Origin of the sequence: Mesorhizobium sp. LSJC280B00 (genome assembly GCF_000502835.1) — a bacterium.
GTDB lineage: Bacteria > Pseudomonadota > Alphaproteobacteria > Rhizobiales > Rhizobiaceae > Mesorhizobium.
Genome location: NZ_AYVL01000027.1, coordinates 1 through 21,969 on the forward strand (window position 1 = coordinate 1; position 21,969 = coordinate 21,969).

16 protein-coding genes and 1 pseudogene are annotated in these 21,969 nt (G+C 60.5%); 11 read left to right on the forward strand and 6 right to left on the reverse strand.

Annotation, left to right across the window (positions count from 1 at the left end; translation table 11 throughout):
• Positions 1 to 435 (forward strand): ROK family protein (locus tag X773_RS67010; protein WP_023679411.1); only part of this gene is annotated, 435 nt, incomplete at its 5' end.
• A gap of 435 nt (positions 436 to 870) precedes the next feature.
• Here the strand turns inward: X773_RS67010 and X773_RS67015 are convergent.
• The 6 genes and pseudogenes from X773_RS67015 to X773_RS67040 all read right to left on the reverse strand — a co-directional run bounded on the left by X773_RS67015 (position 871) and on the right by X773_RS67040 (position 7,352).
• Complete coding sequence (locus tag X773_RS67015; RefSeq protein WP_023679412.1) at positions 871 to 1,644, reverse strand: SDR family oxidoreductase; 774 nt, start codon at positions 1,642 to 1,644, stop codon at positions 871 to 873.
• 39 nt (positions 1,645 to 1,683) lie between these two features.
• A complete protein-coding gene (locus X773_RS67020) occupies positions 1,684 to 2,412 on the reverse strand; it encodes an SDR family oxidoreductase (protein ID WP_023679413.1) in 729 nt (242 codons plus the stop codon).
• Positions 2,409 to 3,727 (reverse strand): annotated as a pseudogene (locus X773_RS67025) (D-tagatose-bisphosphate aldolase, class II, non-catalytic subunit). Before X773_RS67025 ends, X773_RS67020 begins: the two are co-directional and overlap by 4 nt.
• Complete coding sequence (locus tag X773_RS67030; RefSeq protein WP_031212549.1) at positions 3,724 to 4,725, reverse strand: sugar kinase; 1,002 nt, start codon at positions 4,723 to 4,725, stop codon at positions 3,724 to 3,726. The pseudogene X773_RS67025 and the gene X773_RS67030 overlap by 4 nt, the downstream one beginning before the upstream one ends.
• Positions 4,726 to 4,983: 258 nt before the next feature.
• Positions 4,984 to 6,216 carry an ROK family transcriptional regulator gene (locus X773_RS67035; RefSeq protein WP_031212551.1) on the reverse strand — a complete coding sequence of 411 codons (1,233 nt, stop codon included), beginning with the start codon at positions 6,214 to 6,216 and terminating at the stop codon, positions 4,984 to 4,986.
• Between the two features lie 251 nt (positions 6,217 to 6,467).
• Complete coding sequence (locus X773_RS67040; RefSeq protein WP_023679418.1) at positions 6,468 to 7,352, reverse strand: sugar phosphate isomerase/epimerase; 885 nt, start codon at positions 7,350 to 7,352, stop codon at positions 6,468 to 6,470.
• Between the two features lie 856 nt (positions 7,353 to 8,208).
• On the opposite strand from X773_RS67040, the gene metH reads away from it, so the two are divergent.
• The 10 genes from metH (at position 8,209) to X773_RS67085 (ending at position 21,961) form a co-directional block, all read left to right on the forward strand.
• Positions 8,209 to 12,018 carry a methionine synthase gene (metH, locus tag X773_RS67045; RefSeq protein ID WP_036239289.1) on the forward strand — a complete coding sequence of 1,270 codons (3,810 nt, stop codon included), beginning with the start codon at positions 8,209 to 8,211 and terminating at the stop codon, positions 12,016 to 12,018.
• 730 nt (positions 12,019 to 12,748) lie between these two features.
• On the forward strand, positions 12,749 to 14,275 hold the full coding sequence (locus tag X773_RS0139175) for an FAD-dependent oxidoreductase (RefSeq protein WP_031212556.1): 1,527 nt from the start codon (positions 12,749 to 12,751) through the stop codon (positions 14,273 to 14,275).
• Between the two features lie 640 nt (positions 14,276 to 14,915).
• Positions 14,916 to 16,118 (forward strand): ABC transporter substrate-binding protein, encoded by a 1,203-nt coding sequence (locus X773_RS67050; protein ID WP_023679423.1) that lies wholly within the window; start codon positions 14,916 to 14,918, stop codon positions 16,116 to 16,118.
• A gap of 83 nt (positions 16,119 to 16,201) precedes the next feature.
• Positions 16,202 to 17,068, forward strand: a complete 867-nt coding sequence (locus X773_RS67055; protein WP_023679424.1) for a branched-chain amino acid ABC transporter permease — start codon at positions 16,202 to 16,204, stop codon at positions 17,066 to 17,068.
• A 7-nt stretch (positions 17,069 to 17,075) separates the two neighbouring features.
• Positions 17,076 to 18,050, forward strand: a complete 975-nt coding sequence (locus X773_RS67060) for a branched-chain amino acid ABC transporter permease (protein WP_023679425.1) — start codon at positions 17,076 to 17,078, stop codon at positions 18,048 to 18,050.
• A gap of 3 nt (positions 18,051 to 18,053) precedes the next feature.
• Positions 18,054 to 18,833: an ABC transporter ATP-binding protein gene (locus X773_RS67065; RefSeq protein ID WP_023679426.1), complete on the forward strand. Its 780-nt coding sequence runs from the start codon at positions 18,054 to 18,056 to the stop codon at positions 18,831 to 18,833.
• Complete coding sequence (locus tag X773_RS67070; protein WP_023679427.1) at positions 18,830 to 19,552, forward strand: ABC transporter ATP-binding protein; 723 nt, start codon at positions 18,830 to 18,832, stop codon at positions 19,550 to 19,552. Before X773_RS67065 ends, X773_RS67070 begins: the two co-directional genes overlap by 4 nt.
• An 11-nt stretch (positions 19,553 to 19,563) precedes the next feature.
• A complete protein-coding gene (locus X773_RS67075) occupies positions 19,564 to 20,343 on the forward strand; it encodes an aspartate/glutamate racemase family protein (protein WP_031212558.1) in 780 nt (259 codons plus the stop codon).
• A gap of 106 nt (positions 20,344 to 20,449) precedes the next feature.
• Positions 20,450 to 21,157, forward strand: coding sequence for a GntR family transcriptional regulator (locus tag X773_RS67080; protein ID WP_023679429.1), 708 nt, complete (start codon positions 20,450 to 20,452; stop codon positions 21,155 to 21,157).
• Positions 21,158 to 21,661: 504 nt separating this feature from the next.
• Complete coding sequence (locus X773_RS67085; RefSeq protein WP_084641618.1) at positions 21,662 to 21,961, forward strand: type IV toxin-antitoxin system AbiEi family antitoxin domain-containing protein; 300 nt, start codon at positions 21,662 to 21,664, stop codon at positions 21,959 to 21,961.
• The last annotated feature ends 8 nt before the right edge of the window (positions 21,962 to 21,969 follow it).

Genomic DNA, 21,969 nt, shown 5'->3' on the forward strand with positions numbered 1-21,969 from the left:
GGCGACGGCTCGCTGCTGCGGCGCCTTTCGGCCGACGGCGACATCTCGGCCAGGCACGTGGTCGATGCCGCGCGTGCAGGCGACGGGCGCGCGCGCACACTCATCGAGGCGGAGGCGAATTGGCTGGGCATCGGCTTCACCAATCTGCTTCATCTCTATTCGCCGGACCTGATCGTAATGGGTGGCGGTCTCGCCAACGGTTTCGACCTCTTGGCTCCAAGCATCAGGGCGGTCGTCGAGCAGCGGGCGATGCCCGCCTACCGGGACGTACCCATCGTGCCGGCGCAACTCGGCAATCAGGCCGGACTGATCGGCGCCGCCAGCCTGATCCTGTGGGAAGGCGAACCAGGCGCGCCGCTGGCGATGGCGCAAGATGACGAAAACAACAACGACACGACCAAACGTGCCGGTGCCCGGGAGGCAAGCCATGGCTGAGCTCAAGCTGAGCGGCGTGCGCAAATCCTACAGATCCGTCGAGGTCATTAGTCCACGACCAGGCGACTCTGCTCGACTACACCGCTGGAGGTGCGCGCCATCGCAATGGGCGCATACAAGCCTTCTGGTAGTCGCGGCGAGACTGCGAACTGCCCAGCGGCGGCATGACCGTTCGAAGCAGGGCTCGGCCAGCGTCGCCCGTGCGGAGGCGTCATTAATTTTGCTGACAGATTGCCGATCTACATTGGTCGGCGGTGCCTGGCGGGCGGCTCGACTGTTGGTTGGGGACAAGGATTTCGACGTGGTTCGCGCTGGCTGCGATCGGCGCCGAGGTTACCTAAGGCGATGTGCCGGCGGCCGAAGCCGCATCCACCTTCTCGAGCTCGAGCTTCGGTGAGAGAAGTGACCGGGAGGAAACTCTTGGCTGCTACGGTCCTACCAGCACGTAAATCCCCCATCGACGGGTACGACGGCTCCGGTCATCAAACTGGCCGCGTCGGAAGCGAGGAACAGGACAGCGCTGGCGACTTCGTGCGCCTGGCCCATGCGGCCCATTGGCGTGTCTCGCAACCACGCTTCTATACGCGGCGCGTTTTCCGGAATCGCCAGGACCATCGGCGTTTCGATGTAGGTTGGCGCCACCGCGTTAACCCGCACGCCATGAGGCGCCCATTCGGCGGCGATCGAGCGGGTCATGTGATGCACGGCCGCCTTGGAGACATTGTAAGGTGTTTGCGGCTGCGGCCGGTTGCAGATCGTGCCCGACATGGAACCCAGATTGACGATTGAGCCGCGGCCGGCCGCGATCATGTGGCGGCCGAAAGCGCGCGAGCACCAGAAGACGCCGTTGATGTTGACGTTCATCATCCACAGCCAGAGTTCATCACTGATATCTTCCGACGAAATGCCGCTGCTGCCGACGCCGGCATTGTTGACGAGAATCGAAGCCGGCGTGCCACGAGTGGCGAGCGTGTCAGCAATCTCGCTCATCCTTGTTGACGAAGTGACGTCACCGAGCATCAGCTCGGCCGAGTAGCCTTTCGCAGTCAGTGCATCCCTGCCAGCACTGCCGATCTGCTCGTCGGGCTCTATGATGACCACATGCGCTCCGGACTCGCCCAACGCTTCGGCACATGCGAGGCCAATACCTCTGCCTCCGCCGGTCACCACGGCGACCTCGTTGTCCACCCTGAAGCGCGCTTGGTACATGGCCTACCTCCCCGAATTTCGATGCCGAGACGCTACGTCTCAAATGTCGAAGTTGGTCGGCAGAATGACGATATCGCGAATTGTCACCGTTCTCGGCCGGGTCAGCATGAACAGCAGGACTTCGGCAATTTCCTTCGGCTCAAACAGATTTCCGGCCGCCATCGCCCGGTCGAGGTTCTCCTTCGGCCAGTCGGCGACGAGGGGCGTCAGGACCGGTCCGGGGGCGATCGCGCCGACACGGATGCCGTGCTTCGCCACCTGTCGCCTCAGCGCATGGACGAACGCTTGAACTGCGTGCTTGGAAGCGGTGTAGATCGGCTCCCATGGTATTGCGGTATGGCCGGCAACGGAACTGGTGACGACAATGTCTCCCGTGCCCCGCTCGATCATGTGCGGCAGGACCGCATGGACCGTTCGGAATACGGCATTGACGTTCAGCTTCAGCATCCCGTCAAAGGCGTCCGGATCACCATCAATGAAATCGCCGCCGATATAGGCGCCGGCATTGGCATGGAAGGCGTCGAGGTGACCGACCTTGTCCAGAATGCCGGGCATCATGCCTGCCACGCTTTCCGGATTGGTGAGATCCACCCTCAAAGGAATCGCGTTCTCGCCGAGATCAGCAGCCAGGCTGCGCAGTTTCTCATCCGCATAGTCGATCAGGACCACCCGCGCGCCAGCATCGAGACAACCACGGACACAAGCAAGGCCGATACCCGATGCCGCGCCCGTGATTGCAATGACCTTTCCAGAGAGTTGTTCGCTCATCTTCGTCCTCCAGCCGTCGGGTTGCTTTCGGTGTTGAGTGCCTCGCCCGTGCAGGCGAAGCGGTACTCGTCCAGGCTGCGCTGGATCGAGGCGATCAGTAACGAGGTAGGCTCGAGCGGTTTGCCTGCAAACGCCTCGAATGCGGGCAGATGCTGGCGAAACAGCGTGAGCGGCACCGTCTTGCCGTGCAGGGCCGCGGTCAGGCTCGCGACCGCTGCTTCCGCCTCCGGCTGGTTCCAGTAATACCGGATGCGGTCCGAGAACGAGTAGTGGCGCTGGATGCGCTGTTCGGCTTCCGAGCCGTGATAGTGGCCCTGCCAATTGCCGGGTTTGGCCAGCATCAATCGCTCCATGGCCTGATAGAGTGGACGGGCTCCGTAGTCAGGCAAAAGATCGGTCGCGATAAGGTCCAGCGCGTAGAGCGCCTCACGCAGGACGAAGGTCAATTCCGGCCCCACTTTCAGGATCGGGAAGCCGTCCTCGACCAATTGGCGCAAATATGTTCGTCCCTGGTAGTCGGTTGAATGCGCCTCGTAGACCAGGCCAGGCTCCTGCTCGAGCAGCCGCGTCAGCCCGCGTGCCCTGGCGGAATCGTAAAGGACCACATTCTCATTGCCGAACTCCACACCGGGCTGGACCACCAGTGCGATGACGCGTGAGAACGCATCGGCCAAGCCTTGCTTCAGGAACAGGTCGCGATGAACATCGATCGTGTGCGTCGCCGCCGCTACGCTGGTCGGCTCAATGTCGCTGATTGCATGGTTGGCGCCGCCGGGCGTCGGCACCTCGGTGCCGATGATGTAGACCGGGGCCTCATCTCCTGCGGCGCGCGCCGCGCGCTCTGCCGCCAAGGCCAGCCGCGCTGCACGCTCCGCCGTTCTGGCGTCGTCGAGCGCGGCAGGCTCGCCNCGCCGGCGCATCCCATCGAAGCATCGAGGTGGATCTTTCGAAAGCCGGCGGACACGTACGCCGTGACCATCTCTTCTGCCTTCGCCATCGCTGCGCCGGCATGTTCCCCGCGCCACGGATTTGGCCCAAGGTGATCCCCACCGAAGATGATCCTTTCCATCGGAAGCTTTTCTTCTGCCGATATGTGCTGGACGAGACGAACAAAATCGCTGGGCAGCATTCCGGTGTAGCCACCGAACTGGTTGACCTGGTTGCAGGTTGCTTCGATCACAAGCATGTCGGAGAAGCGTGCAGCATTGCGCGCTGCTGCCCGAATGACCAATGGATGCGCTGAGCAGACAGACGTGACGCCTATCGGCGAACCATTGCGCCGCGCCGCCGCCAGGCTTTTGAGGAGACCGGTCATCGAGCGTTTCTCGGGGTCACGGCGATGAATTCGTCAAGCTGCCGACGCGAGGCGGCACCTTCCATCGGACCTTGAATAGTAACGTTGCGGGCTCCCGCGGCATTGGCATACTCTAGGGCTTTGAACACAGGCATGCCGAGACGGCGGCAAGCGACGTAAGCGCCGCCGAAACAGTCGCCAGCGCCCGTCGGATCAATTTCCGCAACCCTGAACGCCGAGCAATCAATCCGCGAGCCGTCAGCACCGAAGAATTTTGATCCGTGTTCGCCGCGTTTAAGCGCAATCTCTGTCACACTGCGCCCAAAGAGCGCGATGACCGCGGCAGATTCACCATCAACTCCAGCTGCCATGAACAATTCGTCGCCGGAGGGCAGGATAAGGTCGGCGACATCGACGAGCTTGGCGAAGCGCTCCTGCGTCTGCCCGAGCCCGAGCAATTCCTTGCGCAAGTTCGGGTCAAGTGAAACGGAGCCGCCGCGCCGCTTGATGACGCCGATGGCATGATCCATCGTCTCCCAGATACCCGGGATGGCAAAAGCGCTACCCATGACGTGGAGGTGTCCAGCCCGCTCGAAGAGCGCCTTCGCTTCAACCGTCAGGCTCACCAGGGCCGCCGCCGATTTTCCGATGTTGAAGACAAAGTCGCGCGAGCCGTCATTGCGATAGCGAACAAACGCGCTTCCGGTCGGATAATCCTGGCTGACCGAGATGGCCGATACGTCCACGCCGTCAGACCGGAGCCGCTCGATGTTGATGCGGCCGAAATCGTCATCGCCGACCGAGGCGACAATTGCCGCCGACCCGCCGATCTTGGCGCATTGATCGATGAAAATCGCCGGCGCGCCGCTGGGAAAGGGGCCGATAAGCTCTATCGGCTCGAGAAAGCCGTCGCCGCGACTTTTAGCCATGATCTCCACCAGGATCTCGCCGATGACCACCGTCGGCCCTAGTGCGTCGGGTGCGAGCTTGGTCTGACTTAAAATCGCATCTGCGGGCATCATACAACTCGGCTAGCGCACATCTTTTGACTGGAGCACGCGCCTGGAGGTTGCGGCCGCTCGCTCCACAGCGAACGACAACCCGAGACGGCCACGATGGGAATGCGGGATGCTCCTCCAGAGGCTACATTAATTATGTTTGTCGCTTTATGCAACATATTAATCAATCGAGACGGACACGCCACAATGGCGTTCTAAATCGCGATCAGACGGGTAGCCCGAGCAGCAGCATCGGTTCGGCAGTGCCGAACCTGGACATTAGTCTTCGTCTTCCTCTGCCCCTTCGAGTTCCGCCGTACCGTCGGCGAAACGCTGGCTTTGCAGAGACAAGTATCGCTGATGTAACATGCAGGCCGCACCGAAGGCGGAACCGACAGTTCCTTCATCATTCATTGTGATCGATGGGAACGGGAAACTGGATTCCTGTATGGCATGGATGTGTGCAGCGACCCTGGCAGCCATCAAGGGATAGAGTGCGGCGACCGAACCGCCTAGCACGATCTTGTCGGCGTCGATGATTCGGCAAGTCTGCACCAGGCCTATTGCCAAAGCCCTTGCCCAGTCCTCGGCTGTTGAGACGGCGCTGGGCAACCGGTTTTGGACATCGGAAAGGAAGTTGCCGAATGTCGGATCACTGAGGGCGGAGGTCTTGCGATAATCGGCCATAATGTTTTCAAGGCCGATTAGTTGTTCGAGATTGCGGCGCGGGCCTGGCGCGTCGCTGATAATCAAGTGCCCAATCTCCCCCGCCAGCCCGTTGGCGCCGCGAAAAAGGCTGCCGTCAACGATAATGCCGCCGCCGACACCGCTCTCCATAACGAGAAAAAGCGTGACGCCGGAATGCACCTCGCTGCGCCCGTAAGTCGCGCCGATCGCGAATGCGTTGGCATCGTTCTCGGCAAGGACCGGAACACGAATCGGCAGGGCGTCTCTCACCAGCTTTGCAAGGTGAACATTTCGCCAGCCGAGAAGCGGCGCAAAGTGGACGAAGCCATTCTTATCCATTTGCGCCGGGGTTGATACGCCAACGCCTTCACATCGCTCCAGTTTTGACACAGGAATAGATTGGAGAGCCAGCCTCACGGCGCGGTCGACCGCGGCCTCTACGTTGATCGACGGACCATCAAACGGTTCCACATTCGTCGAAACGATATTGGTTCCAAGATCGATCTCTACCGTACTGATATGCTCGACACCGATCTCGACCCCAAGGAAGAAAATAGCATCCGGCACAAGCTCCAGCATGATGCCGGGACGGCCGGCTCGGGCATAGCCCGCTTGTTCAGGCAGATCCTCAATTGCTTCGCGCACCAGACCGTCAGCCGTCAGGCTCGCGATGATATGCCCCGACGAAGAGCGGTTAAGCCGTAACTTGCGCGCGAGTTCGGCTCGAGTGAGACGTCCAAATTGATGAAGGGCTCTTAGAGCCGCCACTTCATTGTTTTGTCGAATCCTGCGATTTGAACTGGCGGTCAGCGCCGGGTCATTCACTTAGGTCTCTCCAGGTTACCTGCGGTCCGCAAGCCGAACGCAACCACAACGCGCTCACTTGGTACACGCCGCGCAGGCGTGCAGCAACTGGCGCGATCTTATTGAACGCGCATCCCCCGAAGCTTCTGTCTCACGGATCCGAGGCTGCCGATGAACAGCGAAAAAACCGCAGCACTACAGCGCTGAAGACCGCGGAGCAGGGCGCCTTAGGCAGAGGGTCCGCACTGCCGCATAATCAGATTATCCTCGACTTATGGACGGGCATTCGTCGTTCGCCGACGAACCGCCTCTTGCATTTTCAGGTCGATGAAGGCCTTGGCGTGCTTTGCCAACGGCATGTTCTCGGTCCAGGTGTCGCGCCATATGGCGCATGCGAGGGACAGACCCTCATCGACCACGGCGCTGGAGAACGATTCAAAGGTGATGTCGCGGTTATAGCCGATGTCTAGCAGCGCGTCGAAGATGCGATCGAAATCGATCACTCCATCGCCGAGGTAGCCGCGATTGCTTTCGCCGATGTGAAAATAGCCGATCTTGTCGCCGGCCAGACGAATGGCCGCCGCTGGATTGGCCTCTTCGATGTTCATATGAAACGTGTCGAGATGGAGCGTGACGTGATCGGAGCCGGTCGCCTTGATGAAGTCGAGGCCCTGAGCCGCCGTGTTCAAGAGATTCGTCTCGAACCGGTTGACGACCTCCAGGACCAGATCGACGCCGGCCTTCTTTGCTGCGTCAGCCGTCTTGGCAATGGCTGCAATGCTGTTCTTGCGGCCGCGATCACTCGGCATTGTCGAGTATTTCGTATGCGCGGAATAGAGAATGCCCCCGAGCTTGGTGCCGCCGATGTCCCGCACCGCCGCGACTGCATTCGCGAGTAATTCCTCACCTGCCTTCACGACAGCGCCGTCCTCGCTCGACACATCGGCGCCCAAGGGCAGGCCCATGGTGAGGGCGATTTCGAGATCTAACGACTGAGCCTTCTTGGCGAGGCGATGGATGTCGAACTTTTCGGGTTGAAGATACGCAAACTCGATCAGCCGGTAACCGCACGCAGCCGAATTCTCCATCGCTTCTTCAAGCATGGCCTGAGTGCCACCGCCGGTCCATACGAACGAATGAATGCCCAATCTGCGCATCGGCTGTTTCCTCCTGGGTACTGGCGACTCTATAAATGTTGACAATGACAACAAAAATGCCCCCATCGTGACAAATGTCAAGGTCCTCGACGGCGCAACCAATGCTTGTGCGCGCGGCAACTCCTAACCGGATCGAGCATCATTCACGCAAATATGCAGAGGATAATACGCGGAATCCCGGGGCCGTTGCCTCGGCGGGTTTTTTGGCTTGACAGAATTCCCGTACCGTTTAATTTGTTGCCAAGAACAACATATAACGCTGCCAACCAGCGAAACGTGGAGGAGGAAATTAACTTGCCCTGATCCAATTTCTCCGCTCTTCGCGACAGATGGGCTGATAGCGCTCTTCTGTGCTCGTTCGCATGAATATGGCCAACTCGGTCCGTGAGTTGAGACCAAGCCGGCAATTCGAAACAGCAGAAAATGTTGCCTCCCAAGGCCGGCACCTGAGGGGAGTTTTCTGCTCGGGTGCGGGCACGAAAAGCGATGAATCTTCATAGGGCCAGTGCCCGTGCGTTGGCGTCTTAAATTTGGATCAAGCCGGGAGGCGCCACCGGGCCGATTGGAGGAAATCGCGGAGGCGGGGCCCCCACAATGCCTTTGATGGCCAGGAGGTTTCCGGTCTGGCGAGAAGGAACATTGCCATGACTGCGAAATGACGGACTGACATTCAAGATTCTTTGGAGGAGTGAAAGATGAGACATGAACTCGGAATAGGCCTTGCCGCATTGGCAGTGGGGCTAACGACCAGCGTGATGCCTGCCATGACGTATCAAAGGTTACAATGAGCACATCATATTTTGACATAAAGATATGTTTATGTCACGGTGTATGATCTTGGAAGCCGAGGCTCACCGTGGTGCATTCTGAATCCTCCTTGGATTCCCTTTTCGGACCCGTTGTCGCCAAGGCGGATGGATCGGAGATTCGTTCTGCCTTGGAATCGGCCGCGCGCGAACGAATCCTTATCCTCGACGGCGCGATGGGCACGCAGATCCAGGGGCATGGCTTCAACGAGGAACAGTTCCGCGGCGACAAGTTCGTCGGCTGCGCCTGCCATCAACAGGGCAACAACGACCTGCTGATCCTGACGCAGCCGAAAGCGATCGAGGAAATCCACTACCAGTACGCGATTGCCGGCGCCGACATCATCGAGACCAACACCTTCTCCTCCACGTCGATCGCCCAGGCCGATTACGGCATGGAGGATGCGGTCTATGACCTGAACCGGGACGGTGCCCGTCTGGTGCGGCGGGCGTGCATTCGCGCCCAACAGGAAGACGGCAAGCGACGCTTCGTCGCCGGCGCGCTGGGACCGACCAACCGCACCGCCTCGATGTCGCCGGACGTCAACAACCCCGGCTATCGCGCCGTCAACTTCGACGATCTGCGCATCGCCTATGGCGAGCAGTTGCGCGGCCTGATCGACGGCGGCGCCGACATCATCCTGATCGAGACGATCTTCGACACGCTGAACGCCAAGGCGGCGATCTTCGCCTGCAACGAGATCTTCCTCGAAAAGGGCGTGCATCTTCCGGTCATGATCTCAGGCACGATCACTGACCTGTCGGGCCGCACGCTGTCGGGCCAGACACCGACGGCCTTCTGGCATTCGATCCGCCACGCCAGTCCGTTCACGGTCGGCCTCAACTGCGCGCTCGGCGCCAACGCCATGCGCGCACATGTCGCCGAGATTTCCGGCGTCGCCAACACCTTCACCTGTGCCTATCCCAATGCCGGCCTGCCCAACGAGTTCGGCCGCTACGACGAGAGCCCGGAATTCATGGCGGCGCAGATCGAGGGTTTTGCGCGCGAGGGACTGGTCAATGTCGTCGGCGGCTGCTGCGGCTCGACGCCGGATCACATCCGCGCCATCGCAGCGGCAGTGAGGAAATATCCGCCGCGCGCCATTCCGGAGATCGAGCGCAAAATGCGCCTGTCAGGTCTGGAACCCTTCACGCTCACCAAGGAAATTCCGTTCGTCAATGTCGGCGAGCGCACCAACGTCACCGGCTCGGCGAAATTCAGGAAACTGATCACCGCCGGCGACTACCCTGCCGCCCTCGACATCGCGCGCGATCAGGTCTCCAACGGTGCCCAGATCATCGACATCAACATGGACGAGGGCCTGATCGATTCGAAGAAGGCGATGGTCGAGTATTTCAACCTGATCGCCGCCGAGCCGGATATCGCCCGCGTGCCGGTGATGATCGACAGTTCGAAATGGGAGATCATCGAGGCTGGCTTGAAATGCGTGCAGGGCAAGCCGCTGGTCAATTCCATCTCGATGAAGGAAGGCGAGGAAGCTTTTCTCCACCATGCGAAACTCGTCCGCGCGTATGGCGCGGCGGTCGTCGTCATGGCGTTCGACGAGGAAGGCCAGGCGGACACGCAGGCGCGAAAAGTCGCCATCTGCACCCGCGCTTACAAGCTCCTGACCGAGCAGGCCGGCTTCCCGCCGGAAGACATCGTTTTCGACCCGAACATCTTCGCCATCGCCACCGGCATCGACGAGCACAACAATTACGGGGTCGACTTCATCGAGGCGACGCGGGAAATCATCCAGACCCTACCTCACGTCCACATTTCGGGTGGCGTCTCGAACCTGTCCTTCTCGTTTCGCGGCAACGAACCGGTGCGCGAGGCCATGCATGCCGTGTTCCTCTACCACGCCATCCAGGCCGGCATGGACATGGGCATCGTCAATGCCGGCCAACTTGCAGTCTACGAATCGATCGATCCGGAACTGCGCGAAGCCTGCGAGGACGTCGTCAACAACCGCCAGCCGGCGGGCGGCGGCAGCGCCACCGAGCGGATGCTGGAACTTGCCGAGCGCTTCAAGGGAACCGCCGGCAAGGAGGCCAAGGAACGCGATCTCGCCTGGCGGGAGTGGACTGTCGACAAGCGCATTTCGCATGCGCTGGTCAATGGCATCACCGAGTTCATCGACGCCGATACCGACGAGGCGCGGCTTGCCGCCGAGCGGCCGCTCCATGTCATCGAGGGCCCGCTGATGGCCGGCATGAACGTCGTCGGCGACCTGTTCGGTGCCGGAAAGATGTTCCTCCCGCAAGTGGTCAAGTCCGCGCGCGTGATGAAACAGGCGGTCGCCGGGCTGCTGCCGCACATGGAAGCCGAGAAGCTGGCCAACGCCGCCAACGGCATCGACACCGGCGAACGCCAGACCGCCGGAAAAATCCTGATGGCGACGGTCAAGGGCGACGTCCATGACATCGGCAAGAACATCGTCGGCGTCGTGCTCGCCTGCAACAACTACGAGATCATCGATCTAGGCGTCATGGTGCCAGCGACTAAGATTCTGCGGACGGCGCGCGAGCAAAACGTCGACATCATCGGCCTCTCCGGCCTGATCACGCCGTCGCTCGACGAGATGGCGCATGTCGCCTCCGAAATGGAGCGCGAAGGTTTCGACATTCCGTTGCTGATTGGCGGGGCGACGACCAGCCGCGTTCACACGGCGGTCAAGATCCACCCGCGCTATGAGCGCGGCCAGACGGTCTACGTCACAGATGCCAGCCGCGCCGTTGGCGTCGTCTCGTCATTGCTGTCCCACCAGGCAAAGGGCGACTATGTCGATATGGTACGCGCCGAGTACCGCAAGGTGGCGGACGCGCATGCGCGTAGTGAAGCCGACAAGCTGCGCCTTCCGCTCGCCAGGGCAAGGGCAAACGCCCACAAGATCGACTGGTCGGGCTATGTCCCGCAAAACCCCTCCTTCCTTGGGCTGAAGGTTTTCGAGACCTGGGACCTCGCCGAACTCGCCCGCTACATCGACTGGACGCCGTTCTTCCAGACCTGGGAGATGAGGGGGCGCTATCCGAAGATTCTCGAAGACGAGGCACAGGGGCCGGCGGCGCGCCAGCTGTTCGAGGATGCACAAGCGGTGCTGAAGCAGATCATCGCGGAACAATGGTTCGCACCGAAGGGCGTGATCGGCTTCTGGCCGGCCAATGCCGTCGGCGACGACATCAGGCTTTTCACCGACGACACGCGTTCGCAAGAGCTGGCGACCTTCTTCACGCTGCGCCAGCAACTGACCAAGCGCGACGGCAAGGCCAACGTCGCCCTGTCGGATTTCGTCGCGCCGCTCGAAAGTGGCAAGGCGGATTATCTCGGCGGCTTCATCGTGACCGCCGGCATCGAGGAAGTGGCGATCGCCGAGCGCTTCGAGCGGGCCAATGACGATTATTCCTCGATAATGGTGAAGGCGCTCGCCGACCGCTTCGCCGAAGCCTTCGCCGAGCGGCTGCACGAGCGTGTCCGAAAAGAGTTGTGGGGCTATGCGCCGGACGAGAACCTGGCCCCGGAGGATCTGATCGGCGAACCCTATTGCGGCATCAGGCCGGCGCCCGGCTATCCGGCGCAGCCCGACCATACCGAGAAGGCGACGCTGTTCAGGCTGCTCGACGGCGAACGCAACGCAGGGGTCACCTTGACCGAAAGCTATGCCATGTGGCCCGGCTCGTCGGTCTCCGGCATCTATCTCGCCCATCCGGAAAGCTATTATTTCGGGGTGGCCAAGATCGAGCGCGATCAGGTGGAGGACTATGCACGGCGCAAAGACATGTCAATTTCGGAGGTCGAGCAGTGGCTCGGGCCCATCCTGAATTACATCCCAGTGCAGGTCGCTGAGGCCGCTGAATAGATTGTCGGCGTACCAGCTTCAAAGTGGAATTCGTCCTGTATTCAAGCCTTGCCGGGCGCGCCAATGAAATCAATGTTTTTGGCGCATCCTCCGGGCCCACCATTGTCGTTATTTATCAATGACTTAGCATCATATTTTGGTTTGGTTGGCCAAGTCAATATTGGCGAACCACGGTGTATCGCGTTGATTTTATTGATTTATGGTAGGCTCCCGAGGACTGCCGATCGATTTGCTGCGCGAGCGTGGCGCATTCGTGCAGTCTTCCAGTCAACGGACGAACTTATGCAAATCCCTGCTCACACATCTGAACTTGGCTCGCACTTTCCGACCGTTGAGACTCACAACAACTGCGACCCTTCGGAGCCCGCTGTCGGCTTATTTTACCCCATTCCCTACACGCGCCATAGATAGGTCCATCCCAAAGCTGGCTCGATTGGCGGGCCGCGCCTCACGCCAGACGATCTATTAGGCTGCGCACGGCCTTCAGACCCACAAGGACGACAAAGGCGCTGCCGCAAGCTCGTCGCCGAAGGGCACGAGATCGGAAATTCAAGCGTGCATGCCGCCCACTGGCAACAAATGATGTGGTCGGACGTTTGGGCACAAGCGGTGTCGGGCACCTGAAGGCGCACTAGCCAGGCGGAAAGTATTCCGAGGCCGGCGGACCTGAAGATTTCCCGCTTCTTAGCCGTCCAGGCGATTTGACACTGTATCGCCAAGGGAGAAGAAAATGGCTGAAGGTCATTCCAAATTAGAAGGGCCGGATCTGGTCCAGGGCGTCGCGTTCGCCGATCTTCCCGATGGCGGCAAGTTCGTCGGCCATTGTGGCAACGAGCAGGTACTGCTGGTGCGCCGCGGGGCTGAGGTCTTCGCCATCGGGGCGGCATGTACACATTACGGTGGGCCGCTCGTCGACGGTCTTGTGGTGGGGGATACTGTCCGGTGTCCGTGGCATCACGCGTGCTTCGATTTGCGCACTGGCGAGGCCTTGCATGCCCCCGCCTTCAATCCAATCGCATGCTGGTCGGTGGAACTACGCGATGAACGGATATTTGTGGGCGAGAAGCGCAAGCGGACGGCACCGAAGCAGCGCGATAGAGGCTCCGGCCAGGTTCCCGAGAATATCGTCATTGTCGGCGGCGGCGCGGCCGGTTTCGCAGCGGCCGAAAAACTGCGGCGCGAACACTATCATGGCAGCATCGTCATGCTCAGCAACGACGAAGCGCCACCCGTTGATCGGCCCAATCTTTCCAAAGATTACCTCGCCGGCAAAGCACCGGAGGATTGGATCCCGCTCCGCCGGGAGAGCTTCTACTCAAAGAACGATATCGATCTGCATCTCAATGCGGACGTCGTCAGCATCGATGCACGTTCTGGCGAGGTTGTACTCGCTGATGGCGCCCGGACCCCCTATGACAGGCTGCTGCTTGCGACCGGAGCCGAACCGGTCCGCCTCACTATCCCCGGCGCCGACCAGCCACAGGTTCACACGCTGCGCTCGCTCGCAGATTGCAAGGCGATCATCGAGCGAGCCACGACTGCGCGCCGCGCCGTCGTGCTTGGCGCCAGTTTCATTGGCCTGGAAGTTGCCGCGGCCCTGCGCTTGCGCGACATCGAAGTTCATGTCGTGGCACCGGAGAGACGGCCCATGGAGCGGGTCCTTGGTCCGCAAATGGGCGACTTCATCCGCGCCCTCCATGAGCAGAATGGTGTCTTATTCCGTCTCGAAGATACCGCGAGCAGCATCGACGGCACCAACGTGAAACTAAGTAGTGGCAATACGTTGACGGCAGATTTCGTCGTCGTCGGCATCGGCGTGCGACCGCGGACTGGGCTTGCCGAGAAGGCAGGGCTGACCGTTGACGACGGGGTCGTCGTGAACGCGTTTCTGGAGACGAGCGCGCCAGGGATCTTCGCCGCCGGTGACATTGCGCGGTGGCCCGATCCTCACACTGGCGAGAACATTCGGGTCGAGCATTGGGTGGTAGCAGAGAGGCAGGGGCAAACCGCAGCACTCAACATACTCGGCCATCGCGAGAAATTCGTCGCCGTGCCGTTCTTTTGGAGCCAGCATTACGATATTCCCATCAACTATGTCGGTCATGCCGGACAATGGGACGAGATCGCGGTCGATGGAGACATCATTGCCAAAGATTGCCTGCTGCGCTTCAAGCGCAAAGGGCGCACGCTGGCTGTCGCTTCGATCTCCCGCGACATCGAAAGTCTAGAGACAGAGGTGGAAATGGAGCGCCAATGACCTAGCGAAGTGCAAGCTGTTATCCGCCTTCCGTGGCGATCAACATCCAATTGCGCTTCCTCGAGGATATCACAGGCGAACGTCCACGCATCGATCACCTTAATGATCTCCTGGGGATCGCCAGCAACGATCGCATCATTGGGCCGAGCGTGTAACGCTGGCCAGGTCGGAAACGAAGCGAACAGCAATCTCAGCGGTATCATCTCCTTGAGAACGTTGACGACCCGTCGCTTCGCTCGTTCCGATGGACGTCAGCCGCAGCATCTCCTCCCGACCCCGGCGTTCTGCAATCGCTCGCGACCTAATCCGCGCGCTGCGTTCGCTCGGCTTCGCCACCTCTTCCTCTCTACCTAGGCGGAAATCAGAGTCGCCGCCGCTCCGGGCGGGAGAGTCGCAAGAGACCCTGTTGGTCTCCTCGACGGCAAATCGACGTCGGCATAGCGCGACGAGGGTGCGGGTGGTGGACAGTACGACAGCATCGGACGCTAAATCCGCAAGCGTTCCTTCGCACACCTTGCGCACGATTGTATACGAAAATGAAGAATAATGTTGACAATTTTCCAATCCAGGTTTCCCTTTAAGGCATCCGCGCAGCCGATGAGCAAAACACAAAGCGCGATAACCAGAAGGGGAATGCAGAATGATCAACCGACGCGCGACTCTCAAATCGATGGCGCTTGGCGCCGTCTCGACCCTGGCCATCGCCGCCATGGGTATCCCGTCCGTGCAGGCCCAGAACAAGGAACTGAAGATCGGATTCGTCGGTGTCACAAGCGGCTCCGCCGCCGCCTGGGGCACATCGAATGTGCGTTCAATGCAGACGCGTGCCGCCTGGCTCAACGAAACCGGCGGCGTCAAGATCGGTGACAGCACCTACAACGTCAACATCGTTACCTTCGACGATCAGAAAGACCCAAAGCGCGCCATCGCCGGCATGGAGAAGATGGCTCAGGAGGGCATCCACTATGTGGTCGGCCCGAATGTCGATGACGGTGCCGCCGCCGTGCGTCCGGTCGCCGAGGCCAACGGCATCATTTATTTCCCGTACGCTTTCCCGAAGGCGCTTTATCAGAAGCCTGCCTCGAATGCCGTGCTCGGCATGATCGCCAACTATCAATCGGGCCCGGCGATCTACAAATATCTCAAGGAAAAACAGGGGGTGAAGACGATCGCCTTCGTTGCCGCCAATGAATCGGATCCGCTGAGCCAGCGCGATGGTGGCGTCGAGGCAGCCAAGGCGTTGGGCCTCGAGATTGTCGCCCAGAACGACACCTATCAGAACGACACGCGCGACTTCACGCCGGTGCTCACGCCGATCGTTTCGCTGAAGCCCGACCTGCTGGTGCTATCCGGCGTCGCGCCCGCCAATGCGCCGCTGCTCATCCGCGCCGCCCGTGAGCTCGGTTTCGAGGGCCTGATCTCGACCGAAACGGCGCAGGACGCCAAGGTTCTGGAGGAGGGCGCTGGCGAGTACGCCAACGGCTTCATCTCCGTCGGTGGCGCCTCCACGCCGGAAATCGCCTCCGACACGATGAAGGAATTCGTCGACCGCTACACCAAGATGTTCGGCGAATACAATGACGAGTCCAATACCAAGGTCTATGCGCTCGAATACATCCTCGAAACGCTGAAGGCCAATCCGGCGGCAATCGACAATGTCGAGGAGTTCAAGAAGACCATCGACACCTTCTCGGCTCCCAACCCTTACCTGAAAGGCGACGCCAAGCTGAGCTATGTTGGGACGACCTCTTTCGGCCAGAAGCGTCAGCTCGCGGTGCCGATGGTTGTCAATGAGTACAAGGACGGCGCCTTCCAGACCCTGTTCGTCGGCTCGGTTGATTAGGGTTAGGTTCCTGCGGTTATTTCCTCCCGCGTTGCCGGGGGCCCGGAGCATGTTCCGGGTCCCTCGGAAGATCGAAGGCGTCAATGGAACAGGTCATCGCCAACGGATTCTACCTCGGTGCCCAATATGCACTGATCGCACTGGGGCTCACGCTTATCTTTGCCTTGATGAACGTGCTCAACTTCGCCCATGGGCAGATGTATGTGCTGGGCGGGTTCATCACCTACACAATCTATGGACAACTCGGGCTGCCTTTTGTTGTGGCGCTGCTGGCGTCCGGCGTGACGCTCGCTGTCGTCGGCGCGCTGATGGAGAAATTCCTCTTCCGAACTGTCATCAGGCGAAGTCTACGCGAAGAAAGCACAATGCTGCTCGCGGCGGCAACGGCATTCTTTTTTGACGCGGTCATCCTGCTGTTGTTCGGTGAAAAACAGCGCGGTGTCCCCAAGATCGTCAAGGGCGTGTTCAACGAGGGCGGCATCATCATGCCCTATGACCGTATGGTCGTCGGCGTGCTCGCACTGGTCTTCATCGCGGCCTTTGTCCTCTACATGCAGTACAGCAGGGTCGGGCGAGCCATGCGGGCGCTGGCCCAGGATCGGGTCGCCGCCCAATTGATGGGCGTTCAGGTCGACCGCTATTCGATGATCGGCTTCGCCATGGGCGCCATGCTGGCGGGCATCGTCGGCGGTCTTTTGGTCACCATCACTGGCGTCAATTCCGGCATCGGCGGGCCGATCTCGATCAAGGCCTTCATGATGGTGATGATCGGCGGCGCCGGCGTTGTCGGCGGTGCGATCGCCGGCGGCTTCATCCTTGGCATGATGGAGTCGGTCGGCCTCACCGTGCTGCGCCAATATGGCGACGTCACTTACCTCGTCATCTTCGCCGCGCTGATGGTGTTCCTGTCGATCCGCCCCAACGGGCTGATGGGCAAGCCGTGGGGTTGATGGTGCCATGACGCGTAGCGTGAAAATCGCCCCGGTTGCCGCCTTTCTGGCGATCGTCTTCATCGCCGTGCCGGTTCTGATCTCGGCCAGCGGCCGGATCGACCTCTATTACACGCTCACCTCGGTGGCGTTGCTTAGCATCGCCAGTGCCGGCGTGTGGCTCACTTTCTACATCGGCCGGATCAATATCGGCCAGGGCGCGTATGCGCTGATGGGTGGCTACGTCTCGGCCATACTTGTGGTGACCTATGGCTGGTCGTTCTGGCTGACGCTGCCGGTCGCCGGCCTGTTTTGCGCGGCCGCAAGCGTGCTTATCGGCCTGCCGATCCTGCGCCTGCGCGGCGTCTACTTCGCCATGGTGACGCTGGTGCTGACCGAGGTTGCGCGGCTTCTGGCGCTGGCGCTGCCGATCACCAACGGTGCCAAGGGCATGGTCAGCATCCCGCTGCCTGGGGCGCTCACGATTCTGGGCCTCACCATCATCCCGGATTTCGCCACGTTGCATAATTCTCGGCTGGCCTTCTACCTGCTGGCGGTCGCGCTTATGCTGGTCTGTTTCGCGGTGGTGTACCGGCTGGTTCATTCGCGCGTCGGCAAGCTCTGCCAGTCGCTCCAGCAGAACGAAGATCTGGCCTCGTCGATCGGCGTCAATATCGCCTATCTGCGCGTCATAGCCTATGCCGTCTCGTCCTTCTTCGGCGGCGTCGCCGGTGCGATCTTCGCCGCCATCTCGCAGTCGATCTATCCGTCGAGCTTCACGGTCACCGACTCTGTCAACTTCATGCTGAACTGCTTCCTCGGCGGGCTCGGCTACGTATTCGGGCCGATGCTCGGCACGCTGGTGCTTTATTTCGGCTGGGACCTCCTGTTCCAGACTGGCCGGTTCCAGCTTCTGATCTACTCGACCTTGATGATCGTGCTGATGCTGTTTCTGCCCAATGGGCTGCTCAGCCTTGCGGCCACGACCCGGAAGAAGGGTTGAGCCATGGCCGATCTGCTTGAGGTCTCGGCTCTGACGAAACGCTTCGGCGGTCTCGTCGCGGTCAACAACATCTCCTTTTCGGTGCGCGAGAAGGAGATTCTGTCGGTCATCGGTCCCAACGGCGCCGGCAAGTCGACGCTATTCAAGCTGATCTCGTCGTTCCTCAGGCCGACATCGGGCGAAGTGCGCTTAAAGGGCGAGCGCATCTCCGATCTCGCGCCGCACATAGCCGCACGCAAAGGCGTCGTCCGGACGTTTCAGGAAACGACGATCTTCAAAAACATGAGCGTGCGCGACAACGTCATCATCGCTCACCATCTGCGCTCCACCGCGAGCCTGCTTGGCTTCTTCCTCGGTACTGGCACGGCTAAGGCTGACGAGGCAGCCTTTGGCGCATCAGCCGACGAGATTCTGGCGTTGCTTGGCCTGTCGTCGCTCGCCGGCGAAATCGCCCGAAACTTGCCGCACGGTCACTTGCGGGCTCTCGGCATCGCCATCGGCCTCGCCACGAGCCCGTCGATCCTGCTGCTTGACGAGCCCTTCGCCGGGATGAACCACGACGAGACGATGAGAATGGTGGCGATGGTCAGACGGTTGCGCGAGCGCGGCCTCACCATCCTTCTCGTCGAGCACGACATGCCTGCCGTAATGAAGATTTCTGACCGCATCGTCGTCTTGAATTTCGGCCAGAAGATCGCCGAGGGAACGCCAGCGGAAATCCAGAACAATGACAAGGTGATCGAGGCTTATCTCGGCAGCGAAGACGAGGCCATCGGGCTATGAACCAGATCCTGAAATTTGCTGATGTCCAACTCTACTATGATCACGTCTACGCGCTGAAGGGCGTGTCGCTGGAAGTCAATGAGGGGGAGACCGTCGCGTTGGTCGGCGCCAATGGCGCCGGCAAGTCGTCGATCCTTCGCGCCATTACTGGGCTGCGCAAGATCAAGTCCGGCGAGATCCACTACAATGGCCGGCGCATCGACGCCGCCGCCCCCGATGCGATCGTCAAGATGGGCATCGCCATGGTGCCGGAGGGACGCCGTGTCTTCCCTTACATGTCGGTCAAGGACAATCTCCTTATGGGCGCCTTCACCCGATCCGACAAGGCCGAGATCGCAGGCTCGCTGGAAATGGTGCTTGGCCGCTTCCCCCGCCTCAAGGAGCGCTATTCGCAAGCCGCCGGCACGATGAGCGGCGGCGAGCAGCAGATGCTGGTCATCGGCCGCGCGCTGATGGCCAAGCCGCGTCTGCTGCTGCTCGACGAGCCGTCGCTGGGCGTCGCGCCCAAGCTCGTCCAGGACCTTGCCCGCTCGATCGTGGCGATCAATCGCGACGAGAAAGTCAGCGTTCTGCTGGTCGAGCAGAACTCACGCATGGCGCTGCGCATTTCCCAGAGAGCCTATGCGCTGACTACCGGCAGCGTTGCGCTGAGTGGGAACTCCGCTGATTTGCTGACCGACGAACGGGTCAAGCATCTTTATCTCGGCGGCGAGATTTGAGGCTGATCGGCATGCGCATACTCGTCATCAATCCCAACACGACCGCATCGATGACCGCCAAGATCGGCAAGGTCGCGGCGAGCGTCGCTTCTGCCGGGACGGAAATCGTCTCGGTGAATCCCGGCGATGGTCCGCCGAGCATCGAAGGCTATTACGACGAAGTCTTCGCTATTCCGGGTATCGTCGCCGAAATGAGCAAGGCGGCCGCTATCGATGCCTATGTCATCGCATGTTTCGACGATACCGGGCTGGACGCGGCACGTTGCGCCGCCGAGGCCCCGGTCATCGGCATCGGCGAGGCCGCCTTCCACCTCGCTAGTCTCGTCGCCGGCAAGTTCAGCGTCGTGACGACGCTCGCCCGCTCCGTCCCCGCGATCGAGCACAACCTGGCGAAATACGGCCTCGCGTCGCGCTGCGCGAAAGTCAGGTCGTCGGAAGTTGCCGTGCTCGATCTCGAACTGCCGGGCTCGGACGCCAGGGCCAGAATCTCGGACGAGATCGCGCGCGCCATCAACGAGGACAGGGCGGAGGCGATCGTTCTTGGCTGCGCAGGCATGGCCGATCTGGCAAGCAGCCTATCGGAGGAACACGGCGTTCCCGTACTCGACGGTGTCGCCTGCGCGGTCACCTTGGCAGAGAGCCTTTTCAGAGTCGGTCTGAGGACATCGAAGATTGGTGGCTACGCTGCTCCCCGCGGCAAACGGTTTTCGGGCATCTATGAATCGCTGTCTCCGGCGGGCGCTGCGGCAGCTATACCGCCGACCCAGAACGCGCCTGGCCCCACAAATTGAGATACTATGTCCCGGGATTGACCGCCACGTAAGCGATACTAGATTGCATCGACCGTTGAGCTGTTTGGGATGAATCAGGCAGTATCGTGCCTGCGCGTTGAGAAGCATGTTGACAGTGCTCAGAGAAGAAGACCGCGACGAAAAACCGGCAGCCCGCTGGTCGCCGATTTACTATGGTCTGAGAGATGCCATCGTCAGCCACCGTCTCGCCCCTGGCACCAAGCTGCCGGAAGATGAGCTGGCGTCGATCTATTCGGTGAGCCGAACCGTCATTCGTGCCGCCCTGCAAGCTCTGGCTCATGACCGGTTGGCGCGGCTGGAGCCAAACCGCGGCGCCTTCGTGGCCCAGCCATCGACGGTGGAAGCGCGAGAGGTATTCGAGGCACGAGCGCTGATTGAACCAAAGGTGGCTTGGCTTGCCGCGAAGGCAGCAGTGCCATCCGACATTGCGCAGTTGCGGCAGCATCTCGAGAGGGAGCATGAAGCACTTCACGCCGGCCGGGACAGTGAGGCGATCATGCTGTCGGCACGTTTCCACGTAGGCGTCGCCGAAATCGCTGCACATTCGGTGTTCACCAAATTCGTTCGCGACCTTGTCTCTCATTCTTCTCTCATCATCGCACTCTACTGGAAACGGCGCGACGCGACCTGTGAGAAACACGCCCATCACGCTCTGGTCGATGCAATCGAAGCAGGGCGTAGTTCCCAAGCGGCCGACCTGATGACCAGCCATCTGGTCGCCCTCCTGTCGGGGCTCGACCTCACAGACAAAATAGAAAAGTCAGACAACCTCTCGGATTTGCTTCGTCCGTAGAACAGGAGAGGACACAGCACTGCTGTACCCGAACAGCGCCAATTGCCGGCGCTGCCCGGATTATGGTCTCACGAGTTTTCGGCGCTTGATGCAGTGGGAGTGACGCCCAAGGAAACGGATCGAAAGAAGCGGATTGGCAAGCGCGCTCCGCGCTAGCATAGTCCAGGCTCGTGAGATGGCGGTAGTTCAGGTCGCCGACCAAGTCCAGTGCCCAGATGTATTCCGCCCCCAATTGCTTCATTGACTAAGCTTGGGAAGAGGGCACTTCAATGAAGGGAAAGGTTCGGTCCCTGCGCAGGCTTACCTCGATGTGACGCGATTACTCCAATTGAAGAGGCTAAATGACTGAAGTGGTGGACTTTTTTGCGGACAGAATGACCGAGAGTGAGCGGGCAGGATCGAAGCGGATCGTAGCGTAGGGAAACATCGGATGCCGGCGCGCAGCATCGTGTCATGGCGTAGAAAAGGCGGGGCTCGCCGTGCTGAACGAAACCGCGAACTTATGTGTTGCAGATTGCCCTCAAAGCTACGCCAGAGCCCTCCGTCAGGATGCGGAAGCGTGATCGCGACCGCGCCGAGCGGATCCGGCTTGCCGGTGGCCCAAAGCCGACATTGAGGGAACGCGCCGTCTCGCTCGCTCTTGAGAACGGCGAAGTCCGGACAAAAGACCTGACCGACATCGGCGTTCCTCGCTGCTACCTCGCCCGCATGTGCAAGGAAAGCTTGCTCGTGAAGGTGGGCTATGGGAGCTACCGTGTGGCAGTTCCCAAACAGGGCATCAAGCTAGTCCGCCATGCAGCTTAATTCGGGCT

Excerpts from the sequence above, each read along its gene's own strand:
- X773_RS67015 (WP_023679412.1), bottom strand. The coding sequence starts at position 1,644 with ATGTACCAAGCGCGCTTCAGGGTGGACAACGAGGTCGCCGTGGTGACC.
- X773_RS67020 (WP_023679413.1), bottom strand. The coding sequence starts at position 2,412 with ATGAGCGAACAACTCTCTGGAAAGGTCATTGCAATCACGGGCGCGGCA.
- X773_RS67030 (WP_031212549.1), bottom strand. The coding sequence starts at position 4,725 with ATGCCCGCAGATGCGATTTTAAGTCAGACCAAGCTCGCACCCGACGCA.
- X773_RS67040 (WP_023679418.1), bottom strand. The coding sequence starts at position 7,352 with ATGCGCAGATTGGGCATTCATTCGTTCGTATGGACCGGCGGTGGCACT.
- X773_RS0139175 (WP_031212556.1), top strand. The coding sequence starts at position 12,749 with ATGGCTGAAGGTCATTCCAAATTAGAAGGGCCGGATCTGGTCCAGGGC.
- X773_RS67050 (WP_023679423.1), top strand. The coding sequence starts at position 14,916 with ATGATCAACCGACGCGCGACTCTCAAATCGATGGCGCTTGGCGCCGTC.
- X773_RS67055 (WP_023679424.1), top strand. The coding sequence starts at position 16,202 with ATGGAACAGGTCATCGCCAACGGATTCTACCTCGGTGCCCAATATGCA.
- X773_RS67060 (WP_023679425.1), top strand. The coding sequence starts at position 17,076 with ATGACGCGTAGCGTGAAAATCGCCCCGGTTGCCGCCTTTCTGGCGATC.
- X773_RS67065 (WP_023679426.1), top strand. The coding sequence starts at position 18,054 with ATGGCCGATCTGCTTGAGGTCTCGGCTCTGACGAAACGCTTCGGCGGT.
- X773_RS67070 (WP_023679427.1), top strand. The coding sequence starts at position 18,830 with ATGAACCAGATCCTGAAATTTGCTGATGTCCAACTCTACTATGATCAC.
- X773_RS67075 (WP_031212558.1), top strand. The coding sequence starts at position 19,564 with ATGCGCATACTCGTCATCAATCCCAACACGACCGCATCGATGACCGCC.
- X773_RS67080 (WP_023679429.1), top strand. The coding sequence starts at position 20,450 with ATGTTGACAGTGCTCAGAGAAGAAGACCGCGACGAAAAACCGGCAGCC.